General features: G+C 58.1%; 14 protein-coding genes. 13 read left to right on the plus strand and 1 reads right to left on the minus strand.

Annotated features, from left to right (window positions below; all coding sequences use genetic code 11):
• Window positions 1–76 precede the first annotated feature (76 nt).
• From CC94_RS0116455 to CC94_RS21735, 13 genes are all read left to right on the plus strand, one after another.
• Window positions 77–1,981: a helix-hairpin-helix domain-containing protein gene (locus CC94_RS0116455; RefSeq protein WP_031431589.1), complete on the plus strand. Its 1,905-nt coding sequence runs from the start codon at window positions 77–79 to the stop codon at window positions 1,979–1,981.
• Between the two features lie 115 nt (window positions 1,982–2,096).
• On the plus strand, window positions 2,097–3,230 hold the full coding sequence (locus tag CC94_RS0116460; protein WP_051911523.1) for a GGDEF domain-containing protein: 1,134 nt from the start codon (window positions 2,097–2,099) through the stop codon (window positions 3,228–3,230).
• Between the two features lie 4 nt (window positions 3,231–3,234).
• A complete protein-coding gene (gene glpK / locus CC94_RS0116465; protein WP_031431591.1) occupies window positions 3,235–4,722 on the plus strand; it encodes a glycerol kinase GlpK in 1,488 nt (495 codons plus the stop codon).
• Window positions 4,723–4,926: 204 nt separating this feature from the next.
• Entirely contained in the window at window positions 4,927–6,102 is a 1,176-nt protein-coding gene (locus tag CC94_RS0116470; protein WP_031431592.1) for an ABC transporter substrate-binding protein, read from the plus strand.
• A gap of 37 nt (window positions 6,103–6,139) precedes the next feature.
• The gene (locus tag CC94_RS0116475) at window positions 6,140–7,027 is read left to right on the plus strand and encodes a branched-chain amino acid ABC transporter permease (protein WP_215731684.1); all 888 of its coding nucleotides are present in this window, start codon (window positions 6,140–6,142) and stop codon (window positions 7,025–7,027) included.
• On the plus strand, window positions 7,024–8,127 hold the full coding sequence (locus CC94_RS0116480; RefSeq protein WP_051911524.1) for a branched-chain amino acid ABC transporter permease: 1,104 nt from the start codon (window positions 7,024–7,026) through the stop codon (window positions 8,125–8,127). The genes CC94_RS0116475 and CC94_RS0116480 overlap by 4 nt, the downstream gene beginning before the upstream one ends.
• Complete coding sequence (locus CC94_RS0116485; protein WP_031431595.1) at window positions 8,105–8,875, plus strand: ABC transporter ATP-binding protein; 771 nt, start codon at window positions 8,105–8,107, stop codon at window positions 8,873–8,875. Before CC94_RS0116480 ends, CC94_RS0116485 begins: the two co-directional genes overlap by 23 nt.
• On the plus strand, window positions 8,872–9,606 hold the full coding sequence (locus tag CC94_RS0116490) for an ABC transporter ATP-binding protein (RefSeq protein WP_051911525.1): 735 nt from the start codon (window positions 8,872–8,874) through the stop codon (window positions 9,604–9,606). Before CC94_RS0116485 ends, CC94_RS0116490 begins: the two co-directional genes overlap by 4 nt.
• Window positions 9,607–9,897: 291 nt before the next feature.
• Window positions 9,898–10,818, plus strand: coding sequence for a glycine--tRNA ligase subunit alpha (gene glyQ, locus CC94_RS0116495; RefSeq protein ID WP_031431597.1), 921 nt, complete (start codon window positions 9,898–9,900; stop codon window positions 10,816–10,818).
• Entirely contained in the window at window positions 10,815–12,884 is a 2,070-nt protein-coding gene (gene glyS, locus CC94_RS0116500) for a glycine--tRNA ligase subunit beta (RefSeq protein ID WP_031431598.1), read from the plus strand. The genes glyQ and glyS overlap by 4 nt, the downstream gene beginning before the upstream one ends.
• A 108-nt stretch (window positions 12,885–12,992) precedes the next feature.
• On the plus strand, window positions 12,993–13,544 hold the full coding sequence (gene gmhB, locus CC94_RS0116505) for a D-glycero-beta-D-manno-heptose 1,7-bisphosphate 7-phosphatase (RefSeq protein WP_005371636.1): 552 nt from the start codon (window positions 12,993–12,995) through the stop codon (window positions 13,542–13,544).
• Complete coding sequence (locus CC94_RS0116510) at window positions 13,504–14,247, plus strand: lysophospholipid acyltransferase family protein (protein ID WP_031431599.1); 744 nt, start codon at window positions 13,504–13,506, stop codon at window positions 14,245–14,247. The genes gmhB and CC94_RS0116510 overlap by 41 nt, the downstream gene beginning before the upstream one ends.
• Before the next feature lie 105 nt (window positions 14,248–14,352).
• Complete coding sequence (locus CC94_RS21735; protein WP_036304068.1) at window positions 14,353–14,847, plus strand: hypothetical protein; 495 nt, start codon at window positions 14,353–14,355, stop codon at window positions 14,845–14,847.
• Between the two features lie 59 nt (window positions 14,848–14,906).
• Here CC94_RS21735 and CC94_RS0116520 read toward each other — a convergent pair whose 3' ends face one another.
• Entirely contained in the window at window positions 14,907–16,433 is a 1,527-nt protein-coding gene (locus CC94_RS0116520; RefSeq protein WP_031431601.1) for an SPOR domain-containing protein, read from the minus strand.
• Between the last annotated feature and the right edge of the window lie 96 nt (window positions 16,434–16,529).

Genomic DNA, 16,529 nt, shown 5'->3' on the forward strand with positions numbered 1-16,529 from the left:
AAAAATTTTGACGTAGGCGGATTTCTCGCCCGAGAGCGATGATCCGTCTGGCCTTTTTTGTTGCCGGTCAGTTCCATTGAATAAAAATCACACCCCACCCGAAGCCATCCTCAAAATCGCCGCCGAGGCGCGGCCCGACCGGTTATCCGACGGCGAGCTGGTCGAATTTTTGAAGGTCTGCAACGAATATTACCGGCGCGGCGAACCGATCCTTTCGGATGCCGTGTACGATTTCGTGTTTCTCGAAGAGTTGCGCCGGCGCCATCCCGATCATCCTTATCTGGAAACGGTCGAGCCCGAAAAAGCGTTTGTCGGCAAAACGGTCGCGCTGCCCGAGATGATGCTGTCGACCGAGAAAGCCTACTCGAAGGAAGGCATCGAAAAATGGCTGCAGCGGGTCGAAAAAGCGGCGCAGGAACTGGGCATCGATTTCGAAGGGCTGCGTTTTCGAGCGACGCCGAAGCTGGACGGCTTTGCGGCTTACGACGACGGCAAAATGCTTTATACCCGCGGCGACGGCCGCAAGGGGACCGACATCAGCCGGGTGTTCGAGCGCGGCCTCGTGGTCGCCGGCGACGGCCGGCGCGGGCAGGGCGCCGGCGAGATCGTGGTGAACCAGCGTTATTTCGCGACGCATCTGGCCGATTATTTTGAAAATGCGCGTAATTTCCAGGCCAGCATCATCAAGGAAAAGGATCTCGAAGAACACGCACTGGCGACGATTCAGAACCACGCCGCGGTGTTCTTTCCGTTTGCGCAGCTGCCGGACTGGCAAGGTTCGGTAAAAGAGATTCTGGAACAGTTCGAGACGATTGTGCACGCGGTGCCGGCCAAGGTCGAGTACGATGTCGACGGGGTGATTTTCGAAGTGACCGATGTCCGGATCAGGCAGCACATGGGCGCGACGCGCCACCATCACCGCTGGCAGATCGCCTATAAAAACAATATCGAGACCGCGGTCGTCAAAGTGCTGCGGGTAACCCCGCAGACCTCGCGTTCCGGCCGGGTGAATCCGGTCGCCGAGCTGGAGCCGACCAAATTGAGCGGCGCGATGATCTCGCGTGCGACCGCGCACCATTACAAAATGGTGAAAGAAATGGGGATCGGCGAGGACGCGGTGATCGAATTGATCCGTTCGGGATTGGTGATCCCGAAAATCGAACGGGTCATCGTTCCGCAACCGCCGCAAATTCCGGAAACCTGCCCGAGTTGCGGCACCGCGCTGATCTGGGACAGCGATTATCTGTATTGCCCGAATCCGGTCCAGTGTCCGGCGCAAATCGAAAATACGATCGAGCATTTTTTCAGGACGCTCGGCAATATCGACGGTTTCGGCGAGAAGACGATCGAGAAACTGCATGCGGCAGGGATCCATTCGGTTTACCAAATCTACCAACTGGACCGGCAGTATTTGCAGCAGCTCGGTTTCGGGGAGAAAACCTCGCAGAATCTGCTCGATCAACTGGCCCGGAGCCGCCGGGATTCGATCGAGGACTGGCGCTTTCTCGGCGCTTTCGGCATTTACCGGATGGGGCTCGGCAACTGCGAGCGGCTTTTGCGGCATTTTCCGCTGCTGGCCATTTTCGACCTGACGTTGGACGACATCGTTTCGATCGAAGGCTTCGCGCAGAAGACCGGCGAGGCGGTGATTGCGAATCTGGCGAAAATCAAGAACGATTTCATGCGAATTCATGCGCTCGGCTTCAATCTGGCCAGGACGCCGCTGCGCAGCGAGCAGGCGCAGCCCGCCAGCCCGATCGCGGGCAAAACGATCGTGTTCACCGGCACGATGACGCACGGTTCGCGCGAGGAGATGACGCGCGAAGCCAAGCGGCTGGGCGCGAAGGTCGCCAGCGCAGTCAGCGGCAAGACCGATTTTCTGGTGACCGGAGAAGATGTCGGCGCAGCGAAAATCAGCGCAGCCGCGGCAAAAGGGGTGAAGGTGATCAGCGAAGTCGAATATCTGGCGATGTTTGACTAATTTTTATTTACAAATTAGTGTGATATGAAATAAACTTCTAGCGAAGCAGGAGGATAAGGGAGCGTTAAGCTTGCCAGGGAAGAGGCGATGACCTGCGAATTGCCGGAGAGAGGCCATGCTGGAAAACGACTTGACGACGGATTTGATTGTGTTGGAAAGCCACATCAGTGGCCTGTTCGATTCCATCAGAAAAGGCAGCTCGATGTTGAAGGACTTCCAGACTTTCGAGATGCGCCTGTTCGATCAAAGTTCGCTGGGAGAAATGATCCGCTATATCCTGGACAGCGCGAAAGCCGATTTCGATCTCGATCAGGTCACGCTCTGCCTGCTTGACGAGTCCGGCGAGTTGAGCCAGTTGCTCGCCGAAGAATCGTTCGATCCGGCGCATCATCGACGTCTGACTTTGCTGTGCGACAAGGGATTGTTCAGTGTAAAGTTCGGCTATGTCCTGCATTCCTACCTTGGGTCCTTCGTGCAGGAGCATTTCGGGCATTTTTTCGTTTCCGACGATATTCCTTTGGCCCATATCGCGATTATTCCGTTGTACCAACGGGGAGAATACCTCGGCACGCTGAATTTGGGCAGCAGCCGGCCCGGCCGTTTTTTCGGCTCGATTACGGACGATTTTCTCGCCCATTTGAGCATGGTGGTCGGCATCTGCCTGGAGAATCGCCTGAATATCGAAACGATTCGCCGTACCAGTTATGTCGATACGCTGACCGGCGTCAACAACCGCCGTTTTCTCGAACAGCGGATCGGCGAGGAAGTTGCACGCTGCCAGCGCAACAGCGATCCGTTGACCTGCCTGTTTCTGGATATCGACCATTTCAAATCGGTCAACGACAAATACGGCCATCTGGCGGGCGACAGCGTGTTATCGATCGTGGCGAAGGCGATCAAAAACCAGCTCAGGAATAATGACGTGCTGGCCCGTTACGGCGGCGAGGAATTCGTGGTTTTGTTGAGCAATATCGATCAGTCGACCGGTTGTGAAATCGCCGAACGGATTCGGAGAAATGTGCAGTCTCTCAAAATCACTTTCAGCGAAATCACGATACCTGTGACGCTTTCCATCGGATTGGCGACCTATCGTTCCGATCGCAGGGATCCGTTGACGATCGCCGAAGCCGCTTCATGCTTGATCAACACCGCCGATTCCGCTTTGTACCAGGCCAAAAATAACGGCCGCAACCGGATCGAATACCACGACATTCCGCGGGACAGGCCGTTTGCGCTGCTAAAGGCTTGAGCCGATGCGCTATTTGATGTCGATCGACCAAGGGACCAGCAGTTCGCGCTGTATTCTCTACGATTCGGAGGGCAGGCCCGCAGCCGTTGCCCAACAGGCGTTCGGGCAGATTTTTCCACAAGCGGGCTGGGTCGAACACGATCCCGAAACCATCTGGCAGAGCCAGTCCTCGGTATGCCGCGAGGCGATGCAGCGACTCGATTTGGGCCCGGAAGCGATTGCCGGGATCGGCATCGCCAATCAGCGCGAAACGACGGTCATCTGGGACAGGCAGACAGGCAAGCCGATTTACAACGCGATCGTCTGGCAGGACCGGCGCACCGCCGGGCAGTGCGCGCGCTTGCAGGCGGCCGGCTGGGAAGACAGGGTGCGGGCAAAAACCGGCCTGCTGCTCGACCCGTATTTTTCCGCGACCAAGATCCGCTGGATTCTCGATCATGTGGACGGCGCGCTTGACCGGGCGCGGCAGGGCAGGCTGGCGTTCGGCACCGTCGATACCTGGCTGGTCTGGAAAATGACGCGGGGCGAACTGCACATCACCGATGTATCGAATGCGTCGCGTACGCTGCTTTTCAATATCGAAACCCTCCGTTGGGACGAAGAATTGCTTGACCTGTTCGGAATTCCGGCGGCCTTGTTGCCCGAAGTCAGACCGTCGAGCGAATGCTACGGCCTGACGCGCAGCGAGGAGATCGGCGCAGGCATGCCGATTGGCGCGGTCGTCGGCGATCAGCAGGCCTCCCTGTTCGGGCAACTGTGCGTCGAGCCGGGCATGGCCAAGTGCACCTACGGCACCGGCTCGTTTCTGGTGATGAATACCGGCGCCGAAAAAATTCTCTCGAAGCATCGGCTGTTGACCACGGTCGCCTGGCAGATCGGCGGCCGGGTCGACTACGCGCTGGAAGGCAGCGTTTTTGTCGGCGGCGCGGCCATTCAGTGGCTGCGCGACGCCCTGCATCTGCTCGGCTCGGCCGCCGACAGCGAAATGCTGGCAACCTCGGTCGGCGATAACGGCGGTGTTTATTTCGTGCCCGCCTTCACCGGGCTCGGTGCGCCGGATTGGGATCCGGACGCGCGCGGAGCGATCTTCGGGCTGACCCGCGGTACAACCGCGGCGCATATCATCCGCGCCGCGCTGGAAAGCATGGCTTTTCAGGTCGACGATATTTTACGGATTCTGTCCGAGGACAGCGGCAGGCCGGTCAGCCAGTTACGGATCGACGGAGGCGCGGCGGCCAATCAATTTCTCGCCCGGTTTCAGAGCGATATTTCCGGGCTCGAAGTGGTCCGCCCGGCGCATCTCGAAACGACCGCGCTGGGCGCGGCCTATCTGGCGGGGATTGCCACGGGGGTATGGACCTTGGATCAGCTGGCCGATAAATGGCGGGCCGATCGCTCTTTTGAGGGCACTATGCCGGCCGGCGTGCGGGAAGCTCATAAAAAACAATGGCGCAAGGCCGTCGAGAGCGTCAAGGGATGGAACGGCCCGTAAAGGCCGACGAGCGGGAGAGCGGCATATTGCTATTCTTGGCAAGAAAGCGGATCATAGCCCGGCTAACTGCGAACGGCATAAAAAGAAAGATGGATTCTGGCTACTATGGTGTTCAGCGCTATTCTCGACTCAATTATCGGCGTGATGGGAGTCATCTCAATCACTGGTGAAAACCCGCTTTAAGCCTTTTTTCGTAGAAGACTCATGCGTAAAACAATCTTCCTGGCTGTCTTGCCAATCGCGATAACCGCCATGCAGTTGGCCGGTTGCGGCAATTCCACCCACCCGCAAGATACGATCAAAGTGGGGCTGATTGTCGAATTGACGGGCGACATGCCCGCGGTCGGCGCTTCGTCCAGAAATGCCGCCGAACTGGCGGTCGGCGAAATCAATGCCGCCGGTGGAATCGCGGTCGACGGCAAAACTTATCCGGTCGAGCTTGTCATCGAGGATAACGCTTCCAAACCCGACCAATCGGTGGCCGCGGCCAATAAACTGATCAGCCAGGACAACGTGGTCGCGATTATCGGCCCGAATGCCAGTCTCGGTGCGATTCCCGCCGCCGAGATCGCCGAGTTCAACACGACGTTGTTGATCACGCCCTGGTCAACCAATCCGAAGACGACGCTGGACACGAGCAGTGGCAAACCGAAGTCCTATGTATTTCGCGCCTGTTATACCGATCCGTTCGAAGGCCGGGTGCTGGCCCGGTTCGCGACCGAAAAGCTGGGCGCGAAAAAGGCCGCTGTGTTTTACGATGTGGCCTCCGAGGCGCCGAAGAGCCAGGCCGATCTGTTCCGTCAAACCTTTGCGGAGTTGGGCGGGCAGATCGTGGCTTTTGAAACGTACACGACCGGCGACCGCGATTTTTCCGCGCAGTTGACCAAGATCAAGAGCGCAGGTCCCGATATTGTCTTTCTGCCCGCCTATTACAACGATGTCGGCCTGATCGCCCAGCAAGCGCGCCGTGCGGGCATCAAGCAACCGTTGGTCGGCTCCGACGCCTGGAGCAGCCCGGAACTGATCAAGCTGGCGGGCGGGGCGGTGGAAGGCGATTATTTCGCGAACCATTACGCGGCCGATATTGCGACGCCGGCCGCGAAAAAATTCATCGATGCCTATGCCGGCAGGTACGGCAATACGCCGGACGACGTCGCCGCACTGACCTATGATGCGATGGGCCTGTTGTCCGCGGCACTGAAAAAATCGCCCGCACTCGATCGCAAGGCGGTCCGTGATGCGATGGCCGCGGTGGCCGACTATGAAGGGGTGACCGGTATCATCAAGTTTGCTCCCGGTTCCGGCGACCCGGTCAAGAGCGCGGTGATCATGCAGGTGAAAGGCGATAAGTTCGTCTGGGTAATGAACGCGGCGCCATGAAGTACAGGATCGGATATAGGGTCCGAGGACCGAGGCTTTGAACGAAGCGCTGATCTACTGGCTGCAACAAGGGTTGAACGCCTTGCAATTGGGCGGAATCTACGCGTTGATCGCGCTGGGTTACACGATGGTTTACGGCATCCTGGCCATGATCAACTTCGCGCACGGCGATGTGTTCATGATCGGCGCATTTTTCTGTTTTCTGCTGTCGACTCAGCTCGGTTTGAGCTTTGTGCCGACCTTGTTGCTGACGATGTTGGGGACCGGGCTGCTGGGCGTCGTGATCGAACGGCTTGCCTATAAACCGTTGCGCCAGGCACCGCGCGTTTCGGCCATCATTACCGCGCTGGGCGTCGGGCTGTTTCTGGAGAACTTCACGCTGGCGCTGTCGCCCTATCCGAAGCACATCCCGACCTTATTGGGAAACGTCACCTGGAACCTGTACGGTCTTTCGCTTTCGTCAATACAACTGGTCATCATCAGCCTGTCGCTGGTATTGATCGGATTGCTTGACACCATCGTGCATCGTACCCGGATCGGAATGGCGATGCGCGCGATTTCCTGGGACAAGACCTATGTGCCTCTGATGGGCATCCCGGTCGATCGGGTCATCTCGATCACTTTCGCGATCGGCGCCGGACTCGCGGGCGCGGCGGGTTCGATGTACGCGCTGGCCTATCCGGTGATCGATCCGTACATGGGGATATTGGTCGGCTGGAAGGCGTTTATTTGCGCAGTCGTGGGGGGCATCGGCAATATTCGCGGCGCGATGGTCGGCGCTTTTATCCTCGGTAGCGTCGAGATTATGGTGGTGGCCTTTTTGCCGTCGACCTTCCGCGATTTCGTCGCGTTCACGCTGCTGATGCTGTTGATCATCGTCCGGCCCTACGGTATTTTGGGCAAGCCGCGCGTCCAGAAAGTATGATCGCCAAAGTTAGCGTTTATTGGAACAGGCTGCTGGAGCGGCGCTGGCTCGTTCCCGTTCTGCTCGCGAGCGGCTTGGTTCTGGCTTTCCTGGTTCCGGAGTACCATCTGCTCAGCGTTTACGCGCAGTTGATTCTGATGTACGTCGGCATCAATATCATCCTGGCCGTCAGCCTGAATCTGGTGAATGGCTACATGGGCGAGTTTTCCCTGGCGCATGCCGGCTTCATGGCCATAGGCGCCTATACCTCGGCCGTGCTGACGATGAAGGTGCTGCCCGCGGCCGATTTTCCGCTGCTGTTTCCGTTGGCGGTGCTGGCCGGCGGTGCGGCGGCCGCGGTCTTCGGCTTGATCGTCGCGGTTCCCTCGTTCAAAGTCAGAGGCGACTATCTGGCGATTATTACCCTGGCGTTCCTGATGATCGTCAAATCCGGCATCGAAAATATCGACTTCGTCGGCGGACCGCGCGGTCTCTCCGGCATCCTGCGGCTGACGACTTTGCCCTGGGTCTTTTTCTGGACCGTGGCGCTGGTTTGGCTGATCCGCAATTTTGTTTATTCCAACTACGGGCGCGGCGTGCTCTCGATTCGCGAAGACGAAATCGCGAGCGACCTGATGAGTGTGAATACCCGGCAGGTGAAATTTTTCGCCTTCATGCTGTCGTCGTTCTGTGCGGGCATTGCCGGTGCGCTGTTCGCGCATCTGTTGCAATTCATTAGCCCCCGGGTTTTCGATATCGCCAAGTCCACCGAAATTCTGATCATGGTCTATTTGGGCGGCATCGCGTCGATCGGTGGCTCCATCCTCGGCGCGACGCTTTTCACTGTGCTGCTGGAGTTGTTGCGGCCGTCGACGATGGCGTCGCTGTTGTCCTGGCTGCCTGCGGCGGTATTCAATCCCCTGAACGAGCACTTCATCAGCCATCTCGGCGTGTGGCGGATGGTGATCATGCCCTTGGCGCTGATTCTGGTGATGCTGTACTGGCCGCGCGGCATGATGGGGCTGCGGGAATACCGTGGTTTCGTTCCAGAACGGGATAAGGATGCTCATCGTCACACGCTTCCCGAAGCAGGTTTACATGAACATCCTGAAAGCGACTAAGGTGGGACATCGGTTCGGCGGCCTGCGCGCGGTCGAGGATTTCAATCTGGAACTCTACGAGGGCGATTTGGTCGGCGTGATTGGTCCCAACGGCGCCGGCAAGACGACCGTCTTCAACCTGATCACCGGCGTCTACCGGGCCAGTTCGGGCAGTATCCGCTTCAAAGGCACCGAACTGGTGGGAAAGACCCCGAACCAGATTGCCGCGTTGCACATCGGCCGCACTTTTCAGAACATCCGCTTGTTCCGCGATTTGTCGGTGCTGGACAATGTCCGGATCGCGCACTATTCGCAGGTCGCTTACACGCCCTGGGAGGCATTGCTGCACTTGGGGCGCTTTCGGCGCGAAGAACAGCGCGTGATTGATCATGCGCGTGAGCTGTTGGGGATATTCAAACTCGAGCATCTGGCCGGCGAAAAAGCGAAGAATCTGCCTTATGGCCTGCAGCGGCGGCTGGAGATAGCGCGGGCGCTGGCGATTTCGCCGGAACTGCTGTTGCTTGACGAGCCCGCCGCCGGGATGAACCCGAGGGAGATCGAGCAGTTGATGGAGTTGATCCAGTGGATTCGCCGCGAATTCAAACTGACGATTCTGCTGATCGAGCATCAGATGAAGCTGGTCATGGGCATCTGCGAACGGATCCAGGTGCTCGATTTTGGCGTGACCCTGGTCGAAGGGCCGCCCAAATTGATCCAGAACCATCCCCGGGTTCTGGAAGCTTATCTGGGCGAGGTTCCGGTTAAATGAGACAGGCGTCGATTCGGCAGGCCGGCCCGCAACTGGAAGTGCGGAATCTGGAGGTCCGTTACAACGGCATTCAGGCTTTGCACGGGGTATCGTTCAAGGTCAACCGGGGGGAAATCGTTACATTGATCGGTGCGAACGGCGCCGGTAAAAGTTCGATTCTGCGGGCCATTTCGGGCCTCATCCGATTTACCGGCGACATCGTTTTCGACGGAAGTGATCTTGGGCCGATCCCGGCACATTCGATCGTAGGACTCGGAATCGCGCATGTGCCGGAGGGCCGGGGCATTTTCGGCAACCTGACCGTGCAGGAAAATCTTCAGCTGGCGACCTGGCAGCGCCAGGGCAAAGGCGAGGTCGAAGCCGATTACGACAGGGTGTTTTCGCTGTTTCCGCGGCTCAAGGAGCGCCGGCAGCAGCCGGCGGGAACCCTGTCGGGGGGCGAACAGCAAATGCTCGCGGTGGCGCGCGCGCTGATGAGCCGCGGCCGGCTCCTGCTTCTGGATGAGCCTTCCATGGGTTTGGCGCCTCGGCTAGTACAGGAAATTTTCCGCATCATCGAGGACATCAACCGGACCGGCACCACAATCCTGCTGGTGGAACAGAATGCGAACATGGCGTTGCGGATAGCGCATCGGGCTTATGTGCTGGAGACGGGCAGGGTGGTACTGGCCGGGACAGGTCTGGAATTGTCGGATAATCCTCGCATCAAGGAAGCGTATTTGGGGGCTTGAGCGCCTGGAGGCACTTGGGCTGCCATTAAGTTAATAAGAACGTCGAGTCGGCCTCGCGTGGAGTCCAAAGCTTGCTTTGGAAAAATCGCTAAGTCGGCCAAAGCAAGCTTTGGACTCTATTTTTTCTTAAGTTAATGGCAGTGGGGGCATTTCGATGCGTAGCCTTGTCTGCCGACATTACAATATCACCTTGAGTATGGCGCGGCGTTTTGAAAGCGCGCCATAAACCCTGCTTTAAACCGAATTTTAAGATATAATCACGAGATTTTTACTGCATATCGTGAGTGTACCGTGGCGAGTTCGAATTACGATGTTTCGACGTTTCAGGGATTGATTCTGGCCCTGCAGGAATACTGGGCCAAGCAAGGCTGTGTGCTGCTGCAGCCTTTGGATCAGGAAGTGGGGGCGGGGACTTTTCATCCGGCGACCTTTCTTCGCGCGATCGGCCCCGAACCCTGGAATACGGCCTATGTCCAGCCTTCGCGCCGGCCAACCGACGGACGCTTCGGCGAGAACCCGAACCGCCTGCAGCATTATTACCAGTACCAGGTGATCCTGAAGCCTTCGCCCGACAACATTCAGGAACTCTATCTCGATTCCCTGCGTTACCTGGGCTTCGATCTGCTCGAACACGACATCCGCTTCGTCGAGGATAACTGGGAGTCGCCGACGCTGGGCGCCTGGGGGCTCGGTTGGGAGGTCTGGCTGAACGGGATGGAAGTGACCCAGTTTACCTATTTCCAGCAGGTCGGCGGCCTCGAGTGCCGGCCGGTAACCGGCGAAATCACTTACGGGATGGAACGGCTGGCGATGTATTTGCAGGGCGTGCAGAGCGTGTTCGATCTGGTCTGGACGCGTACTCCGCACGGCGTGGTGAGTTACGGTGACGTATTCCATCAGAACGAGGTCGAAATGTCCGCGTTCAATTTCGATTATGCGAACGTCGATTTTCTGTTCAAATGCTTCGACACCTACGAACAGGAATGCCGGAAATTGATCCAGGCAAACTTGCCGTTGCCGGCCTACGAAATGGTGCTGAAGGCGTCGCATACCTTCAATCTGCTCGATGCGCGGCACGCGATCTCGGTCACCGAGCGCCAGCGCTATATTTTGCGGGTCAGAAATCTGGCCAAATCGGTCGCCGAGGCCTACTACCAGCGCCGTGAATCGCTGGGCTTTCCGATGCTGGCCGGACAGGGAGAATCAAGATGAGCGAAACCAGACATTTACTTTTCGAATTGGGCTCGGAAGAACTGCCGCCGAAGAACCTGCTGAATCTGGCCCAGGCGCTGCAAAACGGCATCGTCGCGGGATTGAACGAGGCTGGCTTGGCGTTTTCAGGCAGCCGGTTTTATGCGACGCCGCGGCGTCTTGCGGTTTTGATCGAGAATCTCGATACCGCACAGCCAAACAAGACGGTCGAAAAGCGCGGTCCGGCACTGCAGGCCGCTTATGCGCCGGACGGCAGCCCGAGTAAGGCCACGCTGGGATTCGCGGCCAGCTGCGGCACCACCTTCGATCAATTGCAGGAGCTGAAAACCGACAAGGGTGCATGGCTTTCCTATACCCAGGAGATCGAAGGGCAGGCTACCGAAAAATTGATTCCTGACATCATCCGCAAAAGTCTGGCTATGCTTCCGATCGCCAAACGGATGCGCTGGGGCAGCTTCACGACCGAATTCATCAGGCCCGTGCACTGGGCCGTGCTGCTGTTCGGCGAACAGGTGATCGAGGCCGAGATTCTGGGCCTGACAACTGGCCGCGCCACCCAGGGCCACCGCTTTCATGCGCCGGAGCAATTGACGGTTGCAAGCCCCGAGGCTTATGTAGAAACGCTGCATGAGAAGGGCAGGGTGATCGCCGATTTCGAAGCCAGGAAAACGCTCATCCGCGAGGCCGCGAACAAGGCCGCCGTCCAGGTAAACGGCATCGCGCATATCGAGGACGATCTGCTCGATGAAGTCGCTGCGCTGAATGAATGGCCGATGCCGGTCACCGGCAATTTCGATCCACGCTTTCTGGAATTGCCGGCCGAAGTGCTGATCACGACGATGCAGACCAACCAGAAATATTTTCCGGTGAAGAGCCGGGGCGGCGCGCTGCTGCCGCATTTCATCACGTTCAGCAACATCGAGAGCAAGCGCCCCGAGTCGATCCGGCGCGGCAACGAGCGCGTGATTACTCCTCGCCTGACCGACGCCGAATTTTTCTGGAGACAGGATCGCAAGAAACCTTTGGCCGAGCGTGTCTTGAGTATGGCCAACATCGTGTTCCAGGAGAAGCTGGGGACCGTGGCGGACAAGACTGGACGCGTGGTCAAACTGGCCGAAGTGATTGCAAACCTGCTGCAGGCCGATGCCGGCTTGGCGAAACGTGCCGCGTTGCTGGCCAAAACCGATCTGTTGACCGATATGGTCGGCGAATTCGGCAATCTGCAGGGTATCATGGGCCGTTATTACGCGCTGGCGGACGGCGAGCCGGCCGAAGTGGCGCAGGCGATCGAAGAGCATTATCTGCCGAAGCAGGCCGGCGGTCCGACGCCGGGCAGCGCAACCGGCCGGATCGTCGCGCTGGCGGACAAGATCGACACCTTGTGCGGCATTTTCAGCACCGGACTGATTCCGACCGGCGACAAGGATCCTTATGCGCTCCGGCGCACGGCGATCGGCGTGCTCCGGATCATCGTCGAAAACCGCCTGCCGCTGAATATCCGCGATCTGATCGACGTTGCGCTGGGCCAGTTCACGCATGCGTTCGACGTCGAGGCGACGCGTGCGCTGGTGAGCGATTTCGTGTTCGACCGGCTGAAGGGCTACTGCCTGGATCAGGGCTACTCGGCCGATGAGTTCGAGGCGGTGATGGCGGTCAATCCGTCCGAGCCGCTCGACTTCGTTCAGCGCCTGGCCGCGGTCAAAGCGTTCCGGCAGTTGCCGCAGGCCGAAAGCCTTTCGGCCGCGAACAAACGCATCCGCAATATCCTGAAAAAATCGGAGACGGCGCCTGCCGCTTCGGTCGGAACGCTCGCCGAAGCGCAGGAACAGCGTCTGTTTGAAGCGGCCAACAGCGCGGCGGAGGCGATCCAGCCGCTTTTGGCGCAGCGCGATTACCAGGGCACGCTGAGCCGGCTCGCGCAGCTGGAGCCTGTGGTCAACGATTTTTTCGATCATGTGATGGTAATGTGCGACGATCCCGAATTGCGCGCGAACCGGCTGGCGTTGCTGACGCTGTTGTCCGAACAGTTTTTGACTTGCGCGGACATCTCGAAACTGCAGTCTTGATCGGAGACCGGCGCCCCATCGATGAAGCAACAGAATATCCGAGCGGCGAGAAAATTCCGGCTTTTCGCCGGTTCCGCAGCCTCAGGTCGAAGCGGCCCGGCTTGAAACATGGCGCATAACCGTTATGTACTGCTCGACCGGGACGGCGTGATCAACGAGGACTCCGACGCGTTCATCAAGTCGCCGGAAGAATGGCGGCCGATTCCGGGAAGCCTGGAGGCGATCGCGCTGCTGGGCAGCCACGGCTTCAAGGTCGTGGTGATCACGAACCAGTCCGGCATCGCGCGCGGGTTGTTCGATCTCTCCATGCTGGAGCGCATCCACCGGAAGATGCGCCGCCTGGCTGCCGAAAACGGCGGCGCGATCGAGGCGATATATTACTGTCCGCACGGCCCTGAAGACGATTGCGACTGCCGCAAGCCGAAAGCGGGGCTGATCAGAGCCTTCGCGGCGGAGCATCGGGCCGATCTGCACGATGCGGTGCTGGTCGGCGATTCGCTGCGCGACATTCAGGCCGCCGAAGCGGCCGGCATCCGGCCGATCCTGGTCAAGACCGGCAAAGGCCGGAAAACGCTGGCCGCGAACCCCCATTTGAAAATCCCGGTTTTTGACAATTTATATGACGCTGCAAACGCCCTCGTCTCGGGGCAGGAACTTTAAGGTTTATTTCGGTTCGACGCTGCTGTTCATCGGCATGACGCTGTCGCTGTTCGTGATCTGTCCCCTGGTGCTGATGGCGATTGTGCTGCCTTTCCGGATCCGTTACCGGATCGCCGGGCTCTGGATCAAATGGGTGCTGTGGCTCGCTAAAGCATGCTGCGGGATCGACCATGAAATCGAAGGGATGGAACACATCGACCCGAGCCGGACTTCGATCGTGCTGAGCAAGCACCAGTCGGCCTGGGAGACGATCGCTTATCGCGATTTTCTGCCGATGCATTCGGTTTTGCTGAAGCGGTCGCTGCTTTGGCTGCCGCTTTGGGGGTGGGCGATGGCAACATTGAAACCGATTGCGATCGACCGCAAAAATCAGCGTGCGGCGCTGCGTAAATTGCTCGATAAAGGCACAGAGAATTTAAAGGCCGGCCTCTGGGTGGTCATTTTTCCGGAAGGCACCCGTACCGCGCCCGGCGAAGTCAAAAAATTCAATGCCGGCGGGGCGATGCTGGCGCAGCAATCGGGATATCCGGTCGTGCCGATTGCGCATAACGCCGGCGTTTACTGGCCGCGTTACAGCTTTTTGAAATATCCGGGTACGATCAAGGTCAAAATCGGTCCTCCGATCGAAAGCAAAGGGCGCAAGGCCGCCCATATCAATGCCGAGGCCGAAGCCTGGATTGCCGAGGCGATGAAGGAACTTTAAAAAAGCGGGTCGAAAGCACGGGGCGTAAAAACTGCAAGTTGCTTCTTATGCCGGTTTTTCTGGTTTTCCATTGGTTTATAAAACAATCACTCAAGGTTTAACTGAATGAAAAAGATTTTACTCATCTCGATTTCCGCTTTGCTCGCCGTGGGTTGCGCCGAGAAAGGCGAATATGAAGCGGCGGTTTTGGAGGAAATAAAAAAGGAACAGGAGGTGAAGGACTATCACATCGATCCGGAAAAAATGACCGATTGTGTCGTCGACACCACGACCCAGCACATGCCCGGCTTTGCCGAGTTCGATCCCGAACGCCGTACCGCCTATAAAAACTACACCAAAATGCTGACGTTGATGAAGTCGGCAGACCCGAAGAAAACGCTGGATGAGTTGCGTAAGGATTTCGGTTCACCGAAAGCCCTGGCCGATGCCCACAACAATTTCACCGAAAGCCTGATGAACTGCTATTCGGCCATCATGATTCAGTCCGAGCCCGAAGAAGAGGGAAAAGGGGCTCAGGAAGAGGCGAAACCGAATGCCGAACCGGCAAAAAGCGATGCCGAACCGGCTCAGCCGGCGCCTGTCGAATCCGGGAAAAAATAAATCCTGCCTGGAGATCGGTTCGACGGTATTCTGCCGTCATCGGCGGGATAACCTCCGGCTTAAGTCGCCGCGACCCAAATCGAGTTCAAACGCAGCAATTTCTTGAGCCGCGCCGAGTGGGCGCTGGCTGCCTCCCTGGTAGCGAAGCCGGGCACGCTGAGCCGGTACCAAATGGAATGATTGATATCGATTTTCCTCACTTTGACCGGAATCCCTTTTCGCTTCAATTCCGCGGCTTTTTTTCTGGCATCGTCCATCTGTCTGAAGGCGGCCAAGTTAACCGACCACGGGCCGCCGGCGGTTCCTGTGGCGGGTTTGTCCGGATAGCTTTCCGAAGCTTTTTGCGGTGCGGCGCTTTGGGCCGGTTGAACCGGTAAAACACGGATTTTGCGGACGGAAGGTTCGGAAATTTTTCGGGCCCCGCCGGCCGCCGGCGGGGCGGCGACATGAAGCGGCCCGGTTTCCGGAGAAGCCGGTGCCCGGACCGCGGCCGATTGGTTTCCCGGCTTTTGCGGGCTTTCATCGATAAAGGCACTGGGCGTATCGGCGCTGTCTCCGACCACCTGTTTACCATTGTCGAGCTTTTCGCTCAAGCCGTCGAGGTCTTCTTTCATGATCGACTGCATGTCTTGCAGTTTAATCAGTTCGGCACGTGTCTGAACGGCTAGGTAGCCGAGGTATGAAGCCGCACATAAGGCGGCGAGCGACAGCAACATCGCCGCATAGGAAAGGCGGCGGGTATTCGAGGCTTTGGCTTCAAGCTGCGCGATACGTTGCAGGAGGTCTTCCGGCGCCGAGGGCAGACGGCTCTCTTCCCCGGCATGCAGCGGTGCGTCAGGGGCGATGCCTCGTTCCGGGATGAAAGCGTCTGCTTTAAATGGGGAGAAGGGAGCTTCGACAGACGGATTCACATCGCCCAATGCCGTCGTTTCATTTCCGGGTGGATGATGCGGAATGGCGTCTGGTTCCGGCTCTCGGTCAAGGGGAGGGCGGCAGTCTTTGAATGCGGTGCGGTTGACAAAGGACGTTTCTTCCGGATCGGGTTTGGGAATGGGGAGTGCCGGGGCGTCCGGCGCGAAAGCTTCATCCTTTTCGGCGGGCAAGGCGAAAATGTCATGAAGCGTGCCGGCAGATTCGGGTGCCGGATGGCGCAAGGCGGAGGCCGCGTGCTCGTCAGCAATAGGCGCAAGCGCATCCTGGCCCGGGAGCGGTTCAATATTTACGGATGCCGCTTGGTACGGCGGCGGATCCGGGGCTAGCTCGACGTCGGCGAGCGGCGAGCCGATATCCACCGGTTCGACATATTCGTCATCGTCGGCTTGCAGTACGGTCAGGGCCTCGTCTTCACCGAACGCATCGAAGGGCGGGACAACGTCCTGAGGGATCGGTAACGTCCGGTCATCGACTACCGTCCGCGCGGAAACGTTTTCATCGGCGTCGAAACCCGTATTGATCAGCAGCCGGTCGATCGCATCTTCGTCATCATCCAGATCGGTCAACGGCTCAATGACCGGATCGACTTCGGCGATATTCGGTTCGACGCGGTAGCGTCCTTCTTTAGACTTTTTGTTTAAAAGCTCTGTCATTGGGGGGCTCTTTGGTAGTAATATAACGCTCATTTTTCCGGCTAGTTTATTGCTTGGCGAGGAAAAAATCCAATATCTTTCATTTGTTTAATCAAT

Origin of the sequence: Methylomicrobium agile, assembly GCF_000733855.1 — a bacterium.
Lineage (GTDB): Bacteria > Pseudomonadota > Gammaproteobacteria > Methylococcales > Methylomonadaceae > Methylomicrobium > Methylomicrobium agile.

What these genes read in the sequence shown, in the direction of transcription:
- CC94_RS0116490 (WP_051911525.1), top strand. Translation starts at nt 8,872, where the DNA reads ATGAGACAGGCGTCGATTCGGCAGGCCGGCCCGCAACTGGAAGTGCGG.
- gmhB (WP_005371636.1), top strand. Translation starts at nt 12,993, where the DNA reads ATGGCGCATAACCGTTATGTACTGCTCGACCGGGACGGCGTGATCAAC.
- CC94_RS0116480 (WP_051911524.1), top strand. Translation starts at nt 7,024, where the DNA reads ATGATCGCCAAAGTTAGCGTTTATTGGAACAGGCTGCTGGAGCGGCGC.
- CC94_RS0116460 (WP_051911523.1), top strand. Translation starts at nt 2,097, where the DNA reads ATGCTGGAAAACGACTTGACGACGGATTTGATTGTGTTGGAAAGCCAC.
- CC94_RS0116510 (WP_031431599.1), top strand. Translation starts at nt 13,504, where the DNA reads ATGACGCTGCAAACGCCCTCGTCTCGGGGCAGGAACTTTAAGGTTTAT.
- glyS (WP_031431598.1), top strand. Translation starts at nt 10,815, where the DNA reads ATGAGCGAAACCAGACATTTACTTTTCGAATTGGGCTCGGAAGAACTG.
- CC94_RS21735 (WP_036304068.1), top strand. Translation starts at nt 14,353, where the DNA reads ATGAAAAAGATTTTACTCATCTCGATTTCCGCTTTGCTCGCCGTGGGT.
- glpK (WP_031431591.1), top strand. Translation starts at nt 3,235, where the DNA reads ATGCGCTATTTGATGTCGATCGACCAAGGGACCAGCAGTTCGCGCTGT.
- CC94_RS0116520 (WP_031431601.1), bottom strand. Translation starts at nt 16,433, where the DNA reads ATGACAGAGCTTTTAAACAAAAAGTCTAAAGAAGGACGCTACCGCGTC.
- CC94_RS0116485 (WP_031431595.1), top strand. Translation starts at nt 8,105, where the DNA reads ATGAACATCCTGAAAGCGACTAAGGTGGGACATCGGTTCGGCGGCCTG.
- CC94_RS0116470 (WP_031431592.1), top strand. Translation starts at nt 4,927, where the DNA reads ATGCGTAAAACAATCTTCCTGGCTGTCTTGCCAATCGCGATAACCGCC.